This is a genomic window from Echinicola rosea (assembly GCF_005281475.1).
Taxonomy (GTDB): Bacteria; Bacteroidota; Bacteroidia; order Cytophagales; family Cyclobacteriaceae; genus Echinicola; species Echinicola rosea.
In genome coordinates this window covers 4,248,797-4,267,916 of record NZ_CP040106.1, presented here as the reverse complement: position 1 = coordinate 4,267,916, position 19,120 = coordinate 4,248,797, and the positions used below count along the sequence as shown (strand labels likewise).

Genomic DNA, 19,120 nt, shown 5'->3' with positions numbered 1-19,120 from the left:
TTACCATGAGAAAATTATTATTATTGTTTGTGGCCACAGGTTTTTTTTATCAGGCACAGGCACAGTCCGGCATTTATCAGACAGGACTGGAGAAGCAGATCGATGATGCCTATGAGCTTTTTGACAAGCATCAATACAGTGCTTCCAAATTGGAATTCGAAAAGTTACAGGCGGCCGAGTTGAGCCCGTCACAGCGAATAGATGTGGATTTTTACCATGCTGTATCCGCTTTGCGATTGGATAATCCCGATGGGCCGAGTTTGGTAGGCAAGATCATAGACGATTATCCCAATGATCCCAAGGCAAATGAGGCAGCTTTTCTAATGGGTGATTTTTATTTTGATAAGCGCCTCTATAAAAAATCCATAGCATCATATGACTTGGTCAATGTAGATGTGGTATCTCTTGAACAACGGTCAAAGGTGTATTTTAAAATGGGCTATGCTTATTTCCAGTTAAAGGATTATGCCAATGCCGCCCGCTACTTCGATCCCGTGAAGAAGATGCAGACCAATTATACAGGAGACGGATTCTATTACAGCGGCTATGTGGCGTTGCAGCAAAGCAAGTATGATCAAGCCATAGCCGATTTCAAGCAGGCGGACCGCTATCCGACGTACCAGTCCAAAGTTCCTTACATGCTATCGGAGCTTTATTACCGCCAAGAGCAGTATGATGAGCTGATCACCTATGTCACGCCCATAACCCAATCCAGGGGCAATTTGGATCAAAAAGAGGGAATTTACCTGCTACTGGCCGAGGCATATTTTGAGAAGCGCGATTTTACCAATGCCGCGACCTATTACGATGCGGCCACCAAGGCTGGAAAAGGTGACATGACGCGCGAACAAATGTATAAGGCTGGTGTGGCCCAATTTAAGGTACGGCAATATGAAAAAGCTACGGATTACTTTAAGCAAGTAGCCTTGGAAAAGGATAAGCTCGGCCAAGTTTCCAGTTACTACCTAGGCCATTCCTATCTGCAGCTAAAAAATCCCCAATACGCTGTGACCAGCTTCAGTGCTGCCTACAAAAGTGATGATGACCCCGCCATCAAAGAAGAGGCTTTGTTTAACTACTCCAAGCTCAGCCTAGAGCGGGGAGGATTCCAAGAAGCCATCAATGCGATGGACAGTTACCTGGCCAACTACCCCAATGGACAGCATGTCGGAGAGGTAGAGACCTTGCTGAGCGATGCACTGATCAATACGAACAATTACCTTCGTGCCATCCAGCATATCGAAGGCATGAGCAATAAATCACCGGCCATCAGGGCTGCTTACCAAAAGGTAACTTATTATCAAGGGCTTACCTACTATCGCAACAAGCAGTACAATGAAGCCATTACTTATTTTGACAAATCGATCACCTATCCGGTGGATAAGGGGATCGTGCACGAAGCGTTTTATCGAAAAGGGGAGGCTTACGCTGCAAAAGAAGACTTGAAAGGTGCTATTGCGGCCTATGAGCAGGTGATGAACATGCGATTGACATCCCTGGATCCAGCATTGATCAAAAGCCACTATGGCCTGGGGTATGCATATTTTAATACCAAGGAGTATGCCAAGGCAGAAAACCAATTCAAATCCTATACGGACAAAATAAAGAAGGTTTCCAACGTACAAAGTTATTATGATGATGCACTGATCCGCTTGGGCGACTGCTATTATATTCAGAAGAAACTTGATCCGGCGCTAAGCACGTTCCGTTTGGCCATTAATGAGCGCAATCCATCTTCCGATTATGCCCATTACATGGCTGGTGTGGTGCTTAACTTCCAAAATAGAAATAGGGAAGCCGTGGCAGAACTCGACAGGGCCATCAACCGCTATCCAAATAGCCGTTTTAGGGACGATATTATCTTCCAAAAAGCCCAGATAAATATGGAAGAATCCAACTATACGGAGGCCAGCAAAGGCTATAGTGAGCTGATCACCAAAAGCCCCAACAGTCCTTTTGTGCCATTTGCATTGGAGGGAAGGGCCATAGCGAGTTATTCACTCAAGAAGTATGACCAGACCATCAATGACTACAAGAAGATATTGGGGCAATATCCGAATGCAGAAAATGCAAATGCTGCTTTGGTAGGTCTTCAGGAGGCACTGACGCTGCAAGGCAGGTCCGGGGAATTTTCCAATTACCTTTCAGAATATAAAAACTCCAATCCCGGTAACGAAAGCGTGCAGGGTGTAGAATATGAAGCGGCCAAAAACCTGTTTTTCGGACAGTCTTACCAGCAGTCCATTCAGGCATTTCAAACTTACTTGAGCAACTATCCAAATTCGGCGCAGAAACACGAAGCAACGTACTTTATCGGTGATGCCTATTTGCGAATGAGGCAAGAGGATGAGGCATTGAAGACCTTTTACCGTTTGGAAAAAATGGGTGCTTCGAGCCAAAAGGCCAAGGCCATACAGCGGATAGCGGAGATCGAATTTGAGCATAAAAACTATCAGAAAGCCATCCCTTACTTCATCACCAGCACCAAAGTGGCCCGTGACAGGATAGAGCAATACGAAGCCAACAAAGGGTTGATGATGGCCTATTATGAAACGGGCAAATACGATTCGGCAGATTTCTATGCCAATAAGGTGATCGAACTCGGTGATGTGACGGCGGATGCCAAGGCCAATGCCCAGCTCATCAAAGCCAAATCGCTTCTGAAAACCAATAAAACTTCGGAAGCCCAAGACGAACTGATGGCCTTGGTCAATGAGAGTGGCAGTTTGCAAGGAGCGGAGGCACTTTTCTTGTTAGCGGATACGTTCCGCAAAGCCGAGAACTATACCCAGTCCAATGAAACAATATTTGGCTTCTCAGAGAAATATGCGGTGTATGATTATTGGTACGGAAAATGCTTTGTGCTGCTAGCCAGAAACTATAAATCCCTTAATGAGAATTTCCAAGCAAAAGCCACGCTGGAATCGGTAATTGAGAATTCAGAAAACGAACAAGTCATTAAAGAAGCGAAAGCTGAGTTAGCCACCTTGCCATAAACTTTATTGATGCATTGATTAAAGAAAAGATGAATAAAGCACTTAAGATCATATATTTATCGCTATTTTTACCTATGGTTTCTGTGTATGCCCAAGACCAAAAAGGAAATGAGCGTGGTGAAGTAACAGACGCAGAGTTTATCATCAGAAAGGATAGGGTGTTGAGCCTGCCAAAGCGAACGCGTAACTTTGAAACGGTTCCGGCATTGCCGCAGCCTGAAAGCAAGAGCAGTTTTAGCTATGATGCCAGGGATTTCTTTTTTACGCTTCCTCCCAGTCAATCTGAGGTCAAGCCGTACCAAAAGCAGTTTACGTCTAACAATGAAACGCTTTACCATAGTCTTGTCAGGCTAGGGTATGGCAATTACCAGTCTCCTCTGGCTGATCTATATGTCAATAACTTGGAAAGCGACTACCTGAATTACGGTGTGATGCTTAGGCACCAGGGATACTATGAAGGGCCAGTGGATCAGAAGAATTCTGCTGAGGATCACACAAACATCCGGCTGAATGCCAGTTATTTCACGGAGTTTGTGGAGATTTTTGGTGAAGTAGGGTATGATCGTGATCGGTATCATTTTTATGGGTATGCGCCCGGTACTGAAGTGATGGCGGATAGCATTCAGCAATTGTTCAGTACCATTTATGGTCAGGGGGGCATCCGGAATATAGGGAAAGACGACCCCTTTAATTATGAAGCTAAGATAGGGTTAAGGCTCTTTAATGACGACTATTCCGCCAGGGAGCATGAAGCAAGTTTTTCGGGCTTGGGTTATTATAATTTTAATGAAGGTTTGAGTGCTGGTTTGGATGTTGCTGCCTTTTTGACCTCACCCTCTGATATCAATTATAATGACATCAACAGAAACTACGCGAAGCTTACCCCTTTTGTGAGGTATAAAACGACAATGTTTGAAGTTAACGCTGGGGTGAATTTCATCAATGAAAACGACACATATGAGGGTAAAAGCGGAGATTTTCATGTTTTCCCTAAGATCGACGCAGCTTACTACATCCATGAAGCTTTTGCAGTGTATGGCGAGTATGCAGGAGATGTACAGCGAAATACCTATTATAGTTTTGCAATGGAAAATCCCTACCTCGGGCCCAGTGACAGACTGCTGAACACGGTACAGAAATTTAGGGCTGAAGGAGGGATCAAAGGCAGCGTGAACGATGCCTTCACCTATAAGCTGGGCATTGCTTATGGAGACTATGACAATATGCATTTTTATGCCAATGGAGAGGCTGACAGCACACGTTTTGAAGTGCTGTACAATGACGGCTCGGTGCTGAATTATACGGGATCTTTGGGCTATAGCTTTAGTGATCACTACCATCTTACCGCTGCGGCCAACTATTACCATTATACGCTAGATGATGTGGACAGTAGTAATCCCAATGGAGCCGCCAGTCCCTGGCAGCGTCCTGAGTGGGAGGTCAATGTTCACAATACCTTCACACCGGATGAAAAATGGCTTATCCAAGCCGGATTGGATATGATGGGGGGGATTTATGCCAAAAACCTTGAAACAGGAAACGAGGACACGCTAAATCCCATTCTGGACCTTAACGTCAAGATAGATTATAAAATTACCGATCGGTTTTCGGTATTTGCCAAAGGCAATAATTTATTGAATCAAAAAAATGAGCGATATTGGAATTATCAATCCCGTGGAATCCAGGGGATTGGTGGGGTGACCTTTAAATTTTAGTTTTGGTGAGATGGATTGATCTTGTGTAATTATTCATTAGAGCCATATTGAGTAATTGAGGGTTTTATCTTAGTTTAGCAATTTAAACCACCAAGAAAGCAGAAGAATGACAGACAAGAACCAGGGAAAAAAATCGAAAAGAAAAGACGAGGATAAGGATTTTGGCTTGCCTGAAATCGAAATCACTCCTATATCCAGTGAGGAAGACAAGTCTGATTCCCGTCCTTCTGTGATTCCCGTGCCTACGGGAAGTGGATCTGAGAAAGATTCCCCCAAAAAAACTGTTCCAAAGAAAAATCCTGAAAAGGCCGTACCTCCCAAAGCCGAGTCCAAGACTACTGCAGCAGCACAAGCGGTTCCTGAAGCTGCTCCGGCAGGATATGTGCCAGTGGACGAGGAGGAAAAAGAAGAGAAGAACAATAAGGCGGGTTGGATCATTTTGGTATTGTTGCTCTTGGGCTTGTTAGGTTTTGGTGTCTATCATTTTGTGTTCAAATCACCGGAAATGCCGGTAGTTACAGAGCAGGTGGCGGTTCAGCCAGAGGTCAAAGAGCCAGTTCCTGCCATAGAAGAACCAGAAACACCCGCTCCGGTAGAAGAAGCTCCCAAGGCACCGACGCTTACGGAAATCAGTGAAAAAAGTGATGCCCCACATTATTTTGTGACTGTTGGCGCATTTATTGATGGAGACCTTGCCAAAGATTTTTCCGATCGGTTAAACAAAAAAGGATACAACACTTACATTGTACTTCCGGGCTATGGTTCTTCGTTCTATAAATTGGCCATTGAGGATTTTGACAATGTGGATGAAGCGTTGGCCATGATTGAGCGAGAGCAAAAGAATTTCGAAGAAACTTTATGGGTTTTTAAATACTAATATGATCTTACTACAGACTTTATCAACCGATAGTCAAGCGGTTGCGGATTCCCTTACTACCATGGAAAATACCGCCCAGAGTATTGGGCTTTTTGATCTATTGATCAAAGGAGGTTACATGATGATCCCACTTTATGCGCTGTTCATTTTGGCGATATACATTTTTGTGGAACGCATCATCACCCTCAAAAAAGCAGCCCAAACTCCAAAAGGTATGATGGACCAGGTAAAAATGATGGTGCAGACAGGGGATATTGGGGGTGCCAAAATGATATGTCAGGAGGAAGATACGCCTGTGGCCAATATGATTTCGAAAGGCTTGGAAAGAATCGGTAGTCCGCTAAAGAACATTGAAGTGGCAATTGAAAATGTTGGAAAAATAGAAATCTACAAATTGGAAAAAAACCTGAGCCTATTGGCGACCGTTTCCGGTGCTGCGCCAATGATCGGTTTTTTGGGAACCGTCGCCGGGATGATCCGGGCTTTTATCGGAGTTGCCCAAGAAGAAGGGATGGTCTCTCCAAAATTACTGTCCACAGGAATTTATGAAGCCATGATCACTACCGCTTCAGGACTCGTGGTAGGGATTATTGCTTATTTGGGATATAATTACCTTGTGGCCCGTGTATCCAAACTTATCCACAACATGGAATATACCACGGTGGAGTTTATGGACCTGCTACAGGATAAGAAATAAGGACTAATGTGACCATTTATTACTGATCAGTAGTTCTTTTTGATAAGAAACAATTATATGGCATTACAATCAAAACATAAAGTAGAAGCGGCATTTAGCATGTCATCCATGACAGATATTATATTCTTGTTGTTGATCTTTTTTATGCTGACTTCTTCCTTCATAACCCCTTCTGGATTACCCGTCAACTTGCCGAGCAGTGAAACAGCAGATATTGTGATGCAGGAGGTGACCGTGACGGTGACCAAAGACCTCAAGTATTCCGTGAACGACAAGATCGTGGAGCGGGAGGGAATCAAAAGTGAACTGACTTCGTTACTTAAAGGAAAGGATGGACAAGTCGTGCTTCACATCGATAAAGAAGTACCGGTGGAATATTTGGTGGAAATAGGAGGCATAGCTGCCAAACTGGAGGCGAATGTGTCGATAGCCACTAGACCTTATAAGTAGGCGATGTTCAATAACTAGTATTGAATATGTAGTATTTGGTATTTGGTACATGGATTAGAATAGCGAGACAATAGACATTAGTCTTGTAGAAGAGGAAGGCAGTTTTGTAGGCGAGGGCTTTGAGCCATGGTTACCGATTAATAATCACACAATTCGACAGTTCAACAATACAACGATGCAGGCGGAAGGAATGGCACAACATACGGAGCTTGACAGTAAAAAGAAAGCAACCATCATTACCATCATTATAAATGTGTTGGTGTTGGTGGGTATCTATTTTATTGTGGTCTGGAGGCCGCCGGTGCCGCCAATGGCACAGTTTGGCCTGGAGCTCAACCTCGGTTTTACGGAAGTGGGAAGCGGTAATGAACAAACCGAGACACCGCCTTCAGAGAGTGAGCAGATCAGCGATGAAAGTCCTGCGCCGGGAGCACCTGTGGAGACTCCTGAGCCTGCCCAACCGGAAGCCCAGCCCATAGCCCAACCGGAGGCTCAACCCCAACCAACCGAATCGAAGAGCAGCTATGAAACCCGCTCTAATACCGCCAGTCCAATAAAGGGCAGTGAGAAGAGTAAAGAAGCAGTAAAAGAACCTGAGCAACCAAAAGAAGAAGCAAATCCCGTGACCAAGCCTGCAGAAGAAACGGAAGAGAAAGTAGAAGAGCAGGTAGAAGAAAAGCCCAAAATTGACCAACGCGCTATTTTTGGTGCCGGGGGCAATAAGGGAACGAGCAATAATGCCTCTGCAGGCAGTAATGAAGGAACATCCACGCAGAAAGGTGACCAAGGGAATCCTGAAGGCACCATTGATGGCAGGTCATTGATGCAGTCTGGGCAGGGAAATGCCGGAAATGGCGCAGGCTATAACCTGGATCTTGCCGGTTGGGATTTTGCCAGCAAGCCCAATATCCAAGACCGGGTGTCTAATCGAAACGGGAAAATTGTTTTCAAAATTACCGTGGATGATAACGGCAAGGTGGTCAGGGCCATGCCAGATACCTATAATGTGACCAATGAAGTGCTTTCCTATTATCGGGGAGTAGTGAATGGACTTACCTTTAAGCGAAAAGGTGGAAATCCTGCTGCTGACTTTTCCGAAGGAAAAATCACCTTTATCATCAAAGTAGATTAATCAGCAGATGACGTATCAGGAGACGTTGGACTACTTGTTCAATGCACTGCCGATGTTTCAGCGCATTGGCGCTGCGGCATTTAAGAAAGACCTTAGCAATACCCTTAAGCTTTGCGAGCATCTCGGGCAACCACATAAGCAATTTAAATCCATCCATGTAGCAGGCACAAATGGCAAGGGGAGTTCTTCCCATATGCTAGCCGCTGTTCTCCAGGAGGCGGGGTATAAAGTGGGGCTGTACACTTCTCCTCACTTAAAGTCCTTTACGGAAAGGATAAAGATAAATGGCCAAGAAATACCGCAAGACAAAGTGGTCGATTTTGTAGCCCAGCACCGGGGATTTCTTGATGCCCTTAAACCCAGTTTTTTTGAGATGACGGTGGGACTGGCCTTTGCACATTTTGCTGCGGAGAAGGTAGATTTTGCCGTGATCGAAGTGGGCATGGGCGGGAGACTGGATAGCACCAATGTGATTACTCCGGAGGTAAGTTTGATCACCAATATCGGACTCGACCATACCCAGTTTTTAGGGACGACCTTGGCAGAAATAGCTGGGGAAAAGGCGGGTGTTATCAAGGTAAGAGTACCTGTGGTCATCAGCCAAACCCAATCGGAAACCATCGAAGTCTTCAAGTCCAGGGCAATGCAGCAATCAGCACCTATTTTCTTTGCCGACCAATTTTTCAAAGTGCAACAAATTGGTTTAAATAATAATTCAAAAGTATGTGATTATCAAGTTGTTAAAAATGATCGTAAAATGATCTATTCATTAGATCTTTTTGGGAAGTATCAGGAAAAAAACTTGCCCGGAGTCCTAATGGTGTTGGAGGTTTTAAAGGAAAAAGGGATTGCCATTGGACCAGAAACCATACACGCTGGGTTAGCCCATGCTGCGGGGATTTCCGGATTGAAAGGCAGGTTCCAGCAATTAGGAGAATCCCCGTTGGTGTATTGTGATACCGGTCATAACGAAGATGGCATTGGCCAGCTGGTGGAACAGCTTCAAGCCATGCCCTATGATCAGCTTTATATTATCCTAGGGATGGTTAACGACAAGGACCTGAGCAAGGTGCTCAGTCTGTTACCAAAGGAGGCAAAATACGTTTTTTGTGAAGCGAACCTTCCCAGGGCACTTCCCGCTGATCAGCTTCAGGAAAAAGCCGCAGCCCAAGGCATCATCGGCGAAGTCATCCGGGATGTGAATGAAGCATTGGCCGAAATTAGAAAAAAAGCATCAAAAAACGACCTTATTTTTATCGGAGGCAGTACCTTTGTGGTCGCTGAAATCGAAAACTTATAAAATGGGCAGAAATAAGCTGGCAAGGTTCAAGGCCAATGAGGAGAATCGAAACGTCGTCCAAGAAGGCAAGGGTATCTTCGAACACATTAAGGGCAACTGGAGAAAGGAGCAATTCAAAAACGAGCAGCCGATTGTGGTGGAGCTGGCCTGTGGAAGGGGGGAGTTTACCGTGGGATTGGCCAGGGAGTATCCGGAGCAGAATTTTATCGGTGTCGATATAAAAGGTGCCAGAATCTGGAAAGGAAGCACCATAGCCATCCAGGAAGGATTGGAGAATGTGGCGTTTTTGCGGACGCAGATAGAGTTACTTGACCGTTTTTTTGCCGGAAAAGAAATCAATGAACTGTGGATTACTTTTCCTGATCCCCGTCCGAGGGATGGCGACGAAAAGAAAAGATTGACTTCTCCGAGATTTTTGGAAATGTATAAACCTTTGATCCAAGAAGAAGGCTGGATTCACTTTAAAACAGATAATACTGGCCTGTTTGACTATACGTTAGACGTACTGCAAGGACGGGAAGATGTCACCGATCTTGTGTACACTCATGATTTTTACAGTTCTGATTTCCGTGATGACCACCATGGCATCAAGACCCGGTATGAAGCGATGTTCAGCGCGAAAGGAGAGAAGATAAAGTATTTGAAATTTCAGTTTAGGTAGGTTAAGTATTTCATAAGTGGGGGCTGATTATTGATAGATTTAATGGTTTGATAACCTAAATTGATCAAGCGTTAGGTGGAATATAGGTATATTATATCATGAAAATTATGTGCTAATCTAATCTATATTTTTATGAAGTACTTCCTTGCTATTGTATTATTGTTTTGCTGTTTTTACCAGTTGTCTGCTCAGGAGGTTTGTTGGTGCGACTTTACGGTTTTATCCGAAAATGGCCAGTACATTGCTAAAATTCAGGCAATAGACGCTGATAAAGGAGAGACCGATTATCGGTCAGACTGGAAGATCAAGGTTTTTGAACATGCCAATGGCCAAGAAACGTTGCTTTGGGAAGCACCTTACCGCTATGCTGGTAAACCAATGGGAGCCTTGTCCAATGATGGACAGTACTTTACTTATGTTGAGAATTGGTACAGTAAAGATGAACTGCTGATCCAAATCTATAAGAATGGTCAAAAAGTACCTTCGCCCATTAATGGTAGATCTCTGGATATTCCCCGTAGAAAGCTAAAGAAAGGAGAATTACATTATTATTGGTTGACTGAAACAGGGAATCCTTATACTTATAAGCAGGATACAGCCGGGAAACCTTTTTTGGTTATTCACTCCACAGATGGGAATCGGTTTACGGTTGATTTGGATCATGGGACCTTTAGGGAGAAGTCTTCGTTGACAGCCAGCTTCTAGCGACACATCACCTCGGTTAAATTCTGACCACAAGTTAAATTTTCTTCTATTTGTTATGTTCTATTCCTTCACCTGATAGGTGAATTTTTGGTAACCTGTTTTGCCATCTTCTGTAATGGCTTCTATGATGATTAGCATTTCTCCTGGGATGTCTGCGTTGTAGTAGTTAATTAGCGTCTTGCCCTTGCCGTCTGTCGTTAGGGCAGGATCCCAATGGATGAGTGTTCTTAGGTCTGGTTTAATGCGTTCTTGTGGGGTAAGCTTGGAATAATCAGGAGCTTCAAAATTTCTTTTAGGGGAAAATATGGGCACGGAAGCTTTAAGAATTCCGTCGGGTTTGTCCACCGAAAAAACACCTTTGCCCGCATAGGTATATATGGCGATTACATTTCCTGTCATCGGAGCTTCTAAGGGGCTAGCTTGGGGATATACTTCCATGAAGAGCCGAGAAAAATTATTGGCATACTCGATAAGTTCCACACTTTTGACTTCGGATGGTGGGATATTGGGAATGAGGTCATAATTGTAATTCATCACAGGAATGCCATCCACCACTACCAAGGTCATTTCGCTGTTGTTTACCTCGGCCCACAAGTAGCCACCTGCTCCACCTACACGCTCGATCCTGACTTTTTCGGGATAATTGAACAGAAGCACGCTATACAGTCCATAGGACCATTTCTGTTCTCTAGCTTCGATTTCTTCGCCGTCGATGACATCGTCCGGCTTGCCAAACCGGTCCATGACTTTTTGCCTTTGGGGAGTGAGTAGGTAATCCTCTACTGTCACTTCTTCCAGCTCCATATAATCGCCTGTAAGCCTGAATGCCTCATCCACGGTGTGTTTTTCTTGCTGTTTTTTGACCAGGAGATGCTTTACACTATCCACTATGGAGATGGCTTCTCTTTGATCAAAGTGAACAGTAGGGACTTCCTTCCGGTCAAGTTGGACGGTATAGTTGCGTTTTTTTCCATTTGCATTGGCGGTCTGGAGCAAGACGTTGATGTGCTGGCCAAAATGGTCAGGCAAGTTAAAATGAAATCTCCCAAGGCTATCCGTTTGCTGTTTTAGCAATGAAGCTTCTTCCCCAAAAGCCATTAATGTCAGGTCAATGCCTTCCTTTTTCTTCTTTTTGGAAAAAGCACTGCTGACAGTTCCTGCCACTTTTAGGGAAGGCTCGGGGGGAATGGTTAGCTGGTGCTCCTTGATGCCGTACCGGTAGGTCCTGTTTTTGGTCATCATGAGCATGTCCAGTTCCTGAAGGCGTGTGGGATGTTGTGGGCTTAGGTAATATCCCGGTTGCTTTATTCCGCCATCGAAGTCACTCTCTAGCAAAAAGAAAGACTCAATATTGGTATTTTTTTCTTGCAGAGGGCCATAAAGTTGTTTATTGACCACTTTAACAGCTATTTGCGCAGGTGCTGGATTTCCTGTGCTGTCCGAGACTTTTACAGAAATAGCCATCTTGGAGCGGGGATGATAAGTGATAGAGTCAGCCTTTATTTCAATATTAACCTCATCTCTTCCGGTTTTATTGAAGAATAACCGTTGGGCAACGGGGCGCCTATCGGAATCGAGTAGCGTAAATGCAATTACCCCGTTAGGCAATTGGTCAGCGGCTATAGCAGCAGCCATCTGGCCATTGGCCATCGGTCCTTTAAGCAAAAAGTAATTGACTCCCCGGCAGGATACTTTGATATATGCACTGTCCTGTGTGGCTGGAAAAGAATACGCCGAGAGCCTGATTTGGTTTTTGAAGGTGTTTACGTTGAGGGTATTACCATTGCTTTTTACCTTAGGAAGGTTGAATGTGTGCGTTTCAGTGCTATCTGTAACAGCGTTGATAGCAGCATGATAGGTTTTGCTGCTGTCTGGTCTGAGCATAAATGTACCCAATCCCAAGTGGGTACCGGTGATATCACAGATGAAATTCCCATCATTGTCGGTAATTGCTCCCGTGATATTTAGGCCATTACCTTTTACATCAGTTGCCTTAAAAACCACCCTGTTCAAAATTCCGTGCACCAAGTGGCCACTTTCCGGATAGAAGGTTACTTCCGGCAGGGAAGGGTGAAGGGCGATGGTTTTGGAATAGTACCGACCATTTATTGTACGCATCCCCAAAGTAGCGAGGTGGTGAACTGCAGTAATGGGATATTGAAAAGAATAAACATGGCCATCTTGGCTTTTTATACTGAGGGAATCTGTGTCCTCACCAAGGTTAATAAAAACATCCAGTTTTTTGGAATGGAGGCTATCGATCCGTTGGGGAAGAAATTCAGCGGAAAGCAAATAGTTGGCTTTTGATTCCTCAGTAACAACCGTGTTTTGAATTGGGGTCAAACGCTTTTCTTCTTCCGAAGAATAAATATCAATATACTTTCTGGAGATAAATGTATCACCAAAATTCCTGTTCCAAGCCGTATAAGCCCTGAGCATGTACCTGCCCGGAAGGTATTGATTGGTAAGCTCAAAAAAACTGTTGCCCGTCCCATTTTCAATTTTCACCAACTTTTCATCCATGATATTGCCATTGGCATCGATCAGCTCAGCATAGAGGACACCACTTAGTTTGGTGGGCCTATTGGTCGCTGCCTCGACCACAAATAACTTTAGCCAAATGACCTGTTCATTAATATAAATCTCGCTGTCAGTCTGTAGATAGATTTTTTCTGCTATTGCTGCATCCGAAGCAAGCTTCGGCCGCTGGGCACGAATAGGGGATACTGCGCAAAGAAACAGGATTAAACCAAAAAATGATGTTAACTCGTGACGTGGAAGTATAAAGGACATTGACTTATTGAGTGTGCTATGGTAAAATAACTGAAAATTTAGGAATTAAAGCGGTAACCGGTAAAATTGATCAGTTTTTGTATAAAATGAGACATAATTATGCGGTTTTTCGTATAGAAATAAACGATGTCAACTTAACGTAAATTTGAAATGACCAGTATAGAACACCTGAACCCCATCAAAGCTCCCAAAGAAATAGTCTATCAGGCGCTGATCTCCCAAGAGGGACTTGGCAAAGTTTGGACTCCAAAACTGTCCGTGCGCCCAGAGGTGGGTGCTATTAATGAATTTGATTTTGATGAAGGCTATATCACCAAAATGAAGGTTTTGGAGCTCAATGAGGATGAAAAGGTGCATTGGGAGTGCGTGGATTCGGATGAAGAGTGGATCGGTACCAAGATCAGTTTTGAGCTTATTGAGAAGGATGGGATTACCGATGTGGTGTTAAAGCACTATGACTGGAGGGAATTGACGGATTTTTACAGGTTTTGCAATTACCATTGGGCCATGTTTTTAAAACGGCTGAAGGACTATTGTGAAGGCAAATAAACCCGTCTTCCATAACTTTTATCTGACAAGCCGGATTAATTCCTGATCAAACCATGATTCCAAGACGAGGGTTTTCATGGTGTTTTCGGGTTTTTGTGGCAAAAAAAGGAAGCCACTAAGTCGCCAAGGCACAAAGGTGTTGTAAAAACTGGGGCAAGCAGGAGCAGAGTTGTCCCTAAAATTCCCTTGGAGTCTTCGTGTCTTTGTGGCAAAAAAAGGAAGCCACTAAGCCGCCAAGGCACGAAGGTGTTTGTAAAAACTTGGGCAAGCAGGAGCATAGTCGTCCCTAAAATTCCCTTGGAGTCTTCGTGTCTTTGTGGCAAAAAAAGGAAGCCACTAAGCCGCCAAGGCACGAAGGTGTTTGTAAAAACTTGGGCAAGCAGGAGCAAAGTCGTCCCTAAAATTCCCTTGGAGTCTTCGTGTCTTTGTGGCAAAAAAGGAAGCCACTAAGTCGCCAAGGCACGAAGGTGTTTGTAAAAACTTGGGCAAGCAGGAGCAAAGTCGTCCCTAAAATTCCCTTAGAGTCTTCGTGTCTTTGTGGCAAAAAAAGAAGGCACTAAGTCGCCAAGGCACGAAGGTGTTGTAAAAACTGGGGCAAGCAGGAGCAGAGTTGTCCTAAAATTCCCTTGGAGTCTTCGTGTCTTTATGGCAAAAAAAGGAAGCCACTAAGCCGCCAAGGCACGAAGGTGTTTGTAAAAACTTGGGCAAGCAGGAGCAGAGTTGTCCCTAAAATTCCCTTGGAGTCTTCGTGTCTTTGTGGCAAAAAAAGGAAGCCACTAAGTCGCCAAGGCACGAAGGTGTTGTAAAAACTGGGGCAAGCAGGAGCAGAGTTGTCCCTAAAATTCCCTTGGAGCCTTCGTGTCTTTATGGCAAAAAAAGGAAGCCACTAATTCGCCAAGGCACGAAGGTGTTTGTAAAAAAAAAAGTTGTTCCGACAGCTGTGCTGCGGAACTAACTGGCATTAAGTTTTTAACTCAGTTGATAGTTGGTCTTTACGAAAAATGCTTTCCCTACAGAGTAGGAGGCGATTGTCCATGACTGAGCTGTGTAGATTTTTTGAACGGGAACTGGTTAAAAGTTATAATCCCTATTAAACATATAGGGTTTATGTGTTTATTTGCTATTTTTGCCACTTGTTAAATTAATATTCTCACCTGTTTTCACAACGGTATTATGTCAGAGCTGTTTAATTCCCTTACCATTCCATTTTTATTAGCCATGTTTTTAGCGGTAAATATGGGAGGAAGTGGTACGGCACCGGCTTTTTCAGCAGCCTATGGGGCGAGTGTCATCCGCAGGAGTTTGATCCCGGGATTATTTGGGATTATGGTGCTGGTAGGAGCTTTATTGGCTGGTAAGGAAGTGTCATTGACCTTGGGAAAGGGCTTGTTGGATCCTTCTTTTTTTACACCAGAAGCCACTTCTTTGATTCTCCTGTCCATTAGCCTTTCACTTTTGATTGCCAATTTACTTGGCGTGCCCCAGTCCACCAGCCAGTCAACGGTTTTGTCTATTGCAGGCGCGGCGACAGCGTTGGGTGTTTTTGACAGTCGACAATTTTTCTATGTGATTTTGCCTACTTGGTTGATATTACCGGTGGTCGCTTTTGGATTGATGCTGGTGCTGAGCAGATGGGTGTTTCCATTAGTCCAGAAAAAGATGCTTACTTCCGATTACAAACAATTGTCCACGCATCCAGTGCTAAAGGGTCTCTTGATTTTTTCCTCACTTTACGTAGCCTTTTCCATTGGCGCCAATAACGTGGCCAATGCCGCCGCACCGATTGCCTCACTTACTGCCAATGAAATTGGGGGTGAGGCCATCGAAAATTTCTTGCCCATTATCATTTTATCGGTGTTGATCGTGGCGCCATGCTTTGCGATCGGGAGTTCGCTGATGGGGCATAAGGTCACCAAAGCTACTGGCAAGGGCATTGTGGAGCCCACGCCTTTCCATGCGACGGTGATTGCGATGATCGTGGCCAGTTTGCTGCTTTATGCCTCCATCATGCAGGGAATTCCCACTTCGCTTGTTCAGCTGAATGGCGCGGCTTTTATTGCGCTGAGCATCAGCAAGGATGGCACCAAGGCCACTTTCCGAAAACCCACCGTCAGGAAGTTTTTTCTGGTTTGGGCGGTAGCTCCGATCTTTGCGTTTCTGGTGGCTTATGTGTTGACCTTGGTATTTTTGGTTTGATTAATCCTTGACACACCGGATACTCAAAATATGGCCATCTCGTGCTCCATCAGAGCTGCCCATTCGGTAAATGGCGGAAACTTCTTCAGGTGACACTGAGAAGTTTCCAGATTGAACACTTCTCATTTTTAGCGAATCTTCTTTGGGAGACCACCACCAGGCATGGGACGAAAAAGCATTCCAGCGAAGTCCTTCGCCTGTTTCGTCAATGTCATAAATCCAGCGGCCATTTGGGTAAGCGGTAAATCCCGTGGAGTTGGTGATGTCCAATTCCGGAGGTACTGCACCATAGATATCAGGCCAGTCCAGTGCCATCTGTTGGTCGGCTGCTTCTTGGTCGTAGCCTCTTTTACGGCTATAGAGGTCGGACTCAGGTATACCTAGGTAGCGCTCAAGCTCCATCCAGTCTTCATCGGTCGATACATGCCAATTGCATGGGCAAATATTCTTTTCATTCCTAGCCACTTCTCGATTGTAGTAATAATTGTTTTCGGAGGTGTATCTATCTGCTTTTATGAAAGCATAATCGGGCTGTTCGTTAAAGCCATAGGACATGGTAATGCCAGGTGGCATAAATGTCTCCAAAGGCGTGCCGTCACAATAGGTAACTGCTCGAAGATTTTCCGCCATCCAGTACTGATTGCCGATTTTTACCACTTCATAGACATTGCCATCCGCATCGGTCACGCTGGTGATTTCTCCTTCTCCACCGATCTCAAAGTATTCCTCATGGTACTCAAATGGCCCAATGGCCAGCTCGATAAAGTTCACCTTCCCTTGACTTTCGGTCAATTTGAGATAGTGGTGGTAATGGTTGTAAGCCGAAATGGCCAGTTCCTTTTGCAGGGCTTGGCCATTGAAGTTTTCATAGATGGTGAGGGTGGGAGATAGGCCTGCTTTGGCGTATAGGTAAAGGATCTTTCCTTGGTCACAGATCACCAGTTCATACTCACCGTCAAGGTTGGCGGATTGGACAAATTCCTTCTTCACCGTCACCAGCCCGTATTCCGTACTGCCTTGCAGGCTGATGTCCAGGCTGGTTTCGTCCAAGGTAAATTCCCCAGAAATGGTAAAGGGCAGGAAGGTCTCAAAATCCCCGCCTTCCACTTCCGAGAATATTGTGTATTCCCCAAAGGGCAGCTGGAGCTGATAGGCTTCTGTGAAGTCATTGGGATCGTACTCCAGCGTGTATTCCTGTCCAGTGGCCTTGTTGGTAATGAGCAGCGTGGCCGATTCGGTGAAGATATGCTTCCATTCTGATTCGGCTGCTATTCGGCCGTTTGGCGAGACATTACCAAAGTGCTCAAAAGTGACCTTGGAAAAACTCACCGTACCCATCTTGGGTTCTTCGATGCTTTCCTGTACACAGCTGGTGACGAGGAATACGCAGAGGATAAAAAGGGATAGGTAGTGTTTCATGGTAAATTCAGGTTATGGTGGCTATTAGTCTTTGACACATCGGATGTTCACCACTATCTCATGCCAGTACCGCTCCGAATTGAAGCTTTTGTGAATTGCTGAAGGATAAGTCCTGCTATTAAGTGGCTGGATCATTCGTGTGAATAAGGAATCATTTTTGGAAGACCACCACCAAGCTTGCTGTGGGTGGCCTCTAAAAAGCCCTTCTCCAGACTCATCACTTTCATAACGGAAGTAACCATGAGGATAGGCTGTAAATCCCGTAGAATTGGTGATATTCACTTCAGGATGCAAATGACCGTTGCTGTTTGGCCAGTCCATTGCCATGAGTTTGTCGGCCACTTTTTGGTCATTCCCACTTACGTTCATATTTAGGTCTTCATCTGGGACATTAATGTAGCGGAGGAGTTTTATCCAATCCTCCTCGGTTGATACATGCCAGTTGCATGGGCAAATATTCTTTTCATTCATTACTACTTCACGACTGTAGTAATAAATATTTTCGGAGGTAAAGTAATCATCCTTTACTAAGGCGTAATCAGGCTGTTCATTAAAGCCTAATGTTATAACATAGGTATATAATGGCAGTATATGGGTTTCCAATGGTGTACCATCGCAATAGGTGGTTGCACGAAGATTTTCTGCTAACCAATATTGCTCACCTATTTTTACCACTCCATACACATTACCATCTGCATCGGTAACGGTGCCGTCATTATTTTTTCCACCGATCTCAAAATATTCCTCATGATACTCAAATGGCCCAATGGCCAATTCAATAAAGTTTACCGTTCCTTGACTTTCGGTCAGTTTGAGGAAAAAGTGATAATGATTGTAAGCCGAAATGGCCAGTTCCTTTTGCAGGGCTTGGCCATTGAAGTTTTCATAGATGGTGAGGGTGGGAGATAGGCCTGCTTTGACGTATAGGTAAAGGATCTTTCCTTGGTCACAGATCACGAGTTCATGCGCACCGTCGAGGTTGGCGGATTGGACAAATTCCTTTTTTACCGTCACCAGCCCGTATTCGGTGCTGCCCTGTAGGCTGATGTCCAAGCTGGTTTCGTCCAAGGTAAATTCCCCAGAAATGGTAAAGGGCAGGAAGGTCTCAAAATCCCCGCCTTCCACTTCCGAGAACACCGAGTATTCCCCAAAGGGCAGCTGGATCTGATAGGCTTCCGTGAAGTCATTGGGATCGTACTCCAACGTGTATTCCTGTCCAGTGGCCTTGTTGGTGATGAGCAGCGTGGCAGATTCTGCGAAGATATGCTTCCATTCCGATTCGGCCGCTATCCGTCCGTTTGGCGACATATTCCCAAAATGCTCAAAAGTGACTTTGGAGAAGGTAACTGTCCCCATTTTGGGTTCTTCGATGCTTTCCTGCACGCAGCCTGATACAAAAAGAAATATAAGCAGTAGAAAGTAGTAAGGAGATTTATTCATTACAAAATTGGTTTTTGAGTTTTTTGAAAAATTACTAGTTTAAATTTACAAATTTATGAACTTTTTATTGTGTAATATTTTTATTTGTATATGATAAGCTAATAAGTGTATTTGTAAATAATTTCACCGTAAACAATAGCAATAAGCACTTTGAGGTTCTTTATGATTTACTGTGGGTAACGTTTACTTT

The 19,120-nt window shown here is 44.4% G+C and carries 14 protein-coding genes; 11 read left to right on the top strand and 3 right to left on the bottom strand.

Features of this window, described 5'->3' with window-relative positions; translation table 11 throughout:
• Positions 1–5: 5 nt before the first annotated feature.
• The 9 genes from FDP09_RS16690 (at position 6) to FDP09_RS16650 (ending at position 10,533) form a co-directional block, all read left to right on the top strand.
• Entirely contained in the window at positions 6–2,996 is a 2,991-nt protein-coding gene (locus tag FDP09_RS16690; RefSeq protein WP_137403753.1) for a tetratricopeptide repeat protein, read from the top strand.
• Positions 2,997–3,025: 29 nt separating this feature from the next.
• Positions 3,026–4,711, top strand: coding sequence for a TonB-dependent receptor (locus FDP09_RS16685; RefSeq protein ID WP_137403752.1), 1,686 nt, complete (start codon positions 3,026–3,028; stop codon positions 4,709–4,711).
• Between the two features lie 106 nt (positions 4,712–4,817).
• Positions 4,818–5,588, top strand: coding sequence for an SPOR domain-containing protein (locus tag FDP09_RS16680; protein WP_137403751.1), 771 nt, complete (start codon positions 4,818–4,820; stop codon positions 5,586–5,588).
• Between the two features lies 1 nt (position 5,589).
• On the top strand, positions 5,590–6,285 hold the full coding sequence (locus FDP09_RS16675; protein WP_137403750.1) for a MotA/TolQ/ExbB proton channel family protein: 696 nt from the start codon (positions 5,590–5,592) through the stop codon (positions 6,283–6,285).
• Positions 6,286–6,342: 57 nt separating this feature from the next.
• Positions 6,343–6,735: an ExbD/TolR family protein gene (locus FDP09_RS16670; protein WP_137403749.1), complete on the top strand. Its 393-nt coding sequence runs from the start codon at positions 6,343–6,345 to the stop codon at positions 6,733–6,735.
• A gap of 175 nt (positions 6,736–6,910) precedes the next feature.
• Positions 6,911–7,867, top strand: coding sequence for an energy transducer TonB (locus FDP09_RS16665; RefSeq protein WP_229683533.1), 957 nt, complete (start codon positions 6,911–6,913; stop codon positions 7,865–7,867).
• Between the two features lie 7 nt (positions 7,868–7,874).
• Positions 7,875–9,167 (top strand): bifunctional folylpolyglutamate synthase/dihydrofolate synthase, encoded by a 1,293-nt coding sequence (locus FDP09_RS16660; protein WP_137403748.1) that lies wholly within the window; start codon positions 7,875–7,877, stop codon positions 9,165–9,167.
• A gap of 1 nt (position 9,168) precedes the next feature.
• Positions 9,169–9,828, top strand: coding sequence for a tRNA (guanosine(46)-N7)-methyltransferase TrmB (trmB, locus tag FDP09_RS16655; protein ID WP_137403747.1), 660 nt, complete (start codon positions 9,169–9,171; stop codon positions 9,826–9,828).
• Between the two features lie 132 nt (positions 9,829–9,960).
• Positions 9,961–10,533, top strand: a complete 573-nt coding sequence (locus FDP09_RS16650; protein WP_137403746.1) for a hypothetical protein — start codon at positions 9,961–9,963, stop codon at positions 10,531–10,533.
• Positions 10,534–10,593: 60 nt separating this feature from the next.
• Here FDP09_RS16650 and FDP09_RS16645 read toward each other — a convergent pair whose 3' ends face one another.
• Positions 10,594–13,326: a hypothetical protein gene (locus FDP09_RS16645; RefSeq protein WP_137403745.1), complete on the bottom strand. Its 2,733-nt coding sequence runs from the start codon at positions 13,324–13,326 to the stop codon at positions 10,594–10,596.
• 150 nt (positions 13,327–13,476) lie between these two features.
• Between FDP09_RS16645 and FDP09_RS16640 the strand changes: the two genes are divergently transcribed.
• Together FDP09_RS16640 and FDP09_RS16635 are read left to right on the top strand one after the other, a co-directional pair.
• Positions 13,477–13,875 carry an SRPBCC family protein gene (locus tag FDP09_RS16640; protein WP_137403744.1) on the top strand — a complete coding sequence of 133 codons (399 nt, stop codon included), beginning with the start codon at positions 13,477–13,479 and terminating at the stop codon, positions 13,873–13,875.
• Positions 13,876–15,048: 1,173 nt separating this feature from the next.
• On the top strand, positions 15,049–16,071 hold the full coding sequence (locus FDP09_RS16635) for an inorganic phosphate transporter (protein ID WP_137403743.1): 1,023 nt from the start codon (positions 15,049–15,051) through the stop codon (positions 16,069–16,071).
• On the opposite strand, the gene FDP09_RS16630 is transcribed toward FDP09_RS16635, so the two are convergent.
• Complete coding sequence (locus FDP09_RS16630; RefSeq protein ID WP_137403742.1) at positions 16,072–17,490, bottom strand: fibrobacter succinogenes major paralogous domain-containing protein; 1,419 nt, start codon at positions 17,488–17,490, stop codon at positions 16,072–16,074.
• 24 nt (positions 17,491–17,514) lie between these two features.
• On the bottom strand, positions 17,515–18,930 hold the full coding sequence (locus FDP09_RS16625; protein WP_137403741.1) for a fibrobacter succinogenes major paralogous domain-containing protein: 1,416 nt from the start codon (positions 18,928–18,930) through the stop codon (positions 17,515–17,517).
• Positions 18,931–19,120 lie beyond the last annotated feature (190 nt).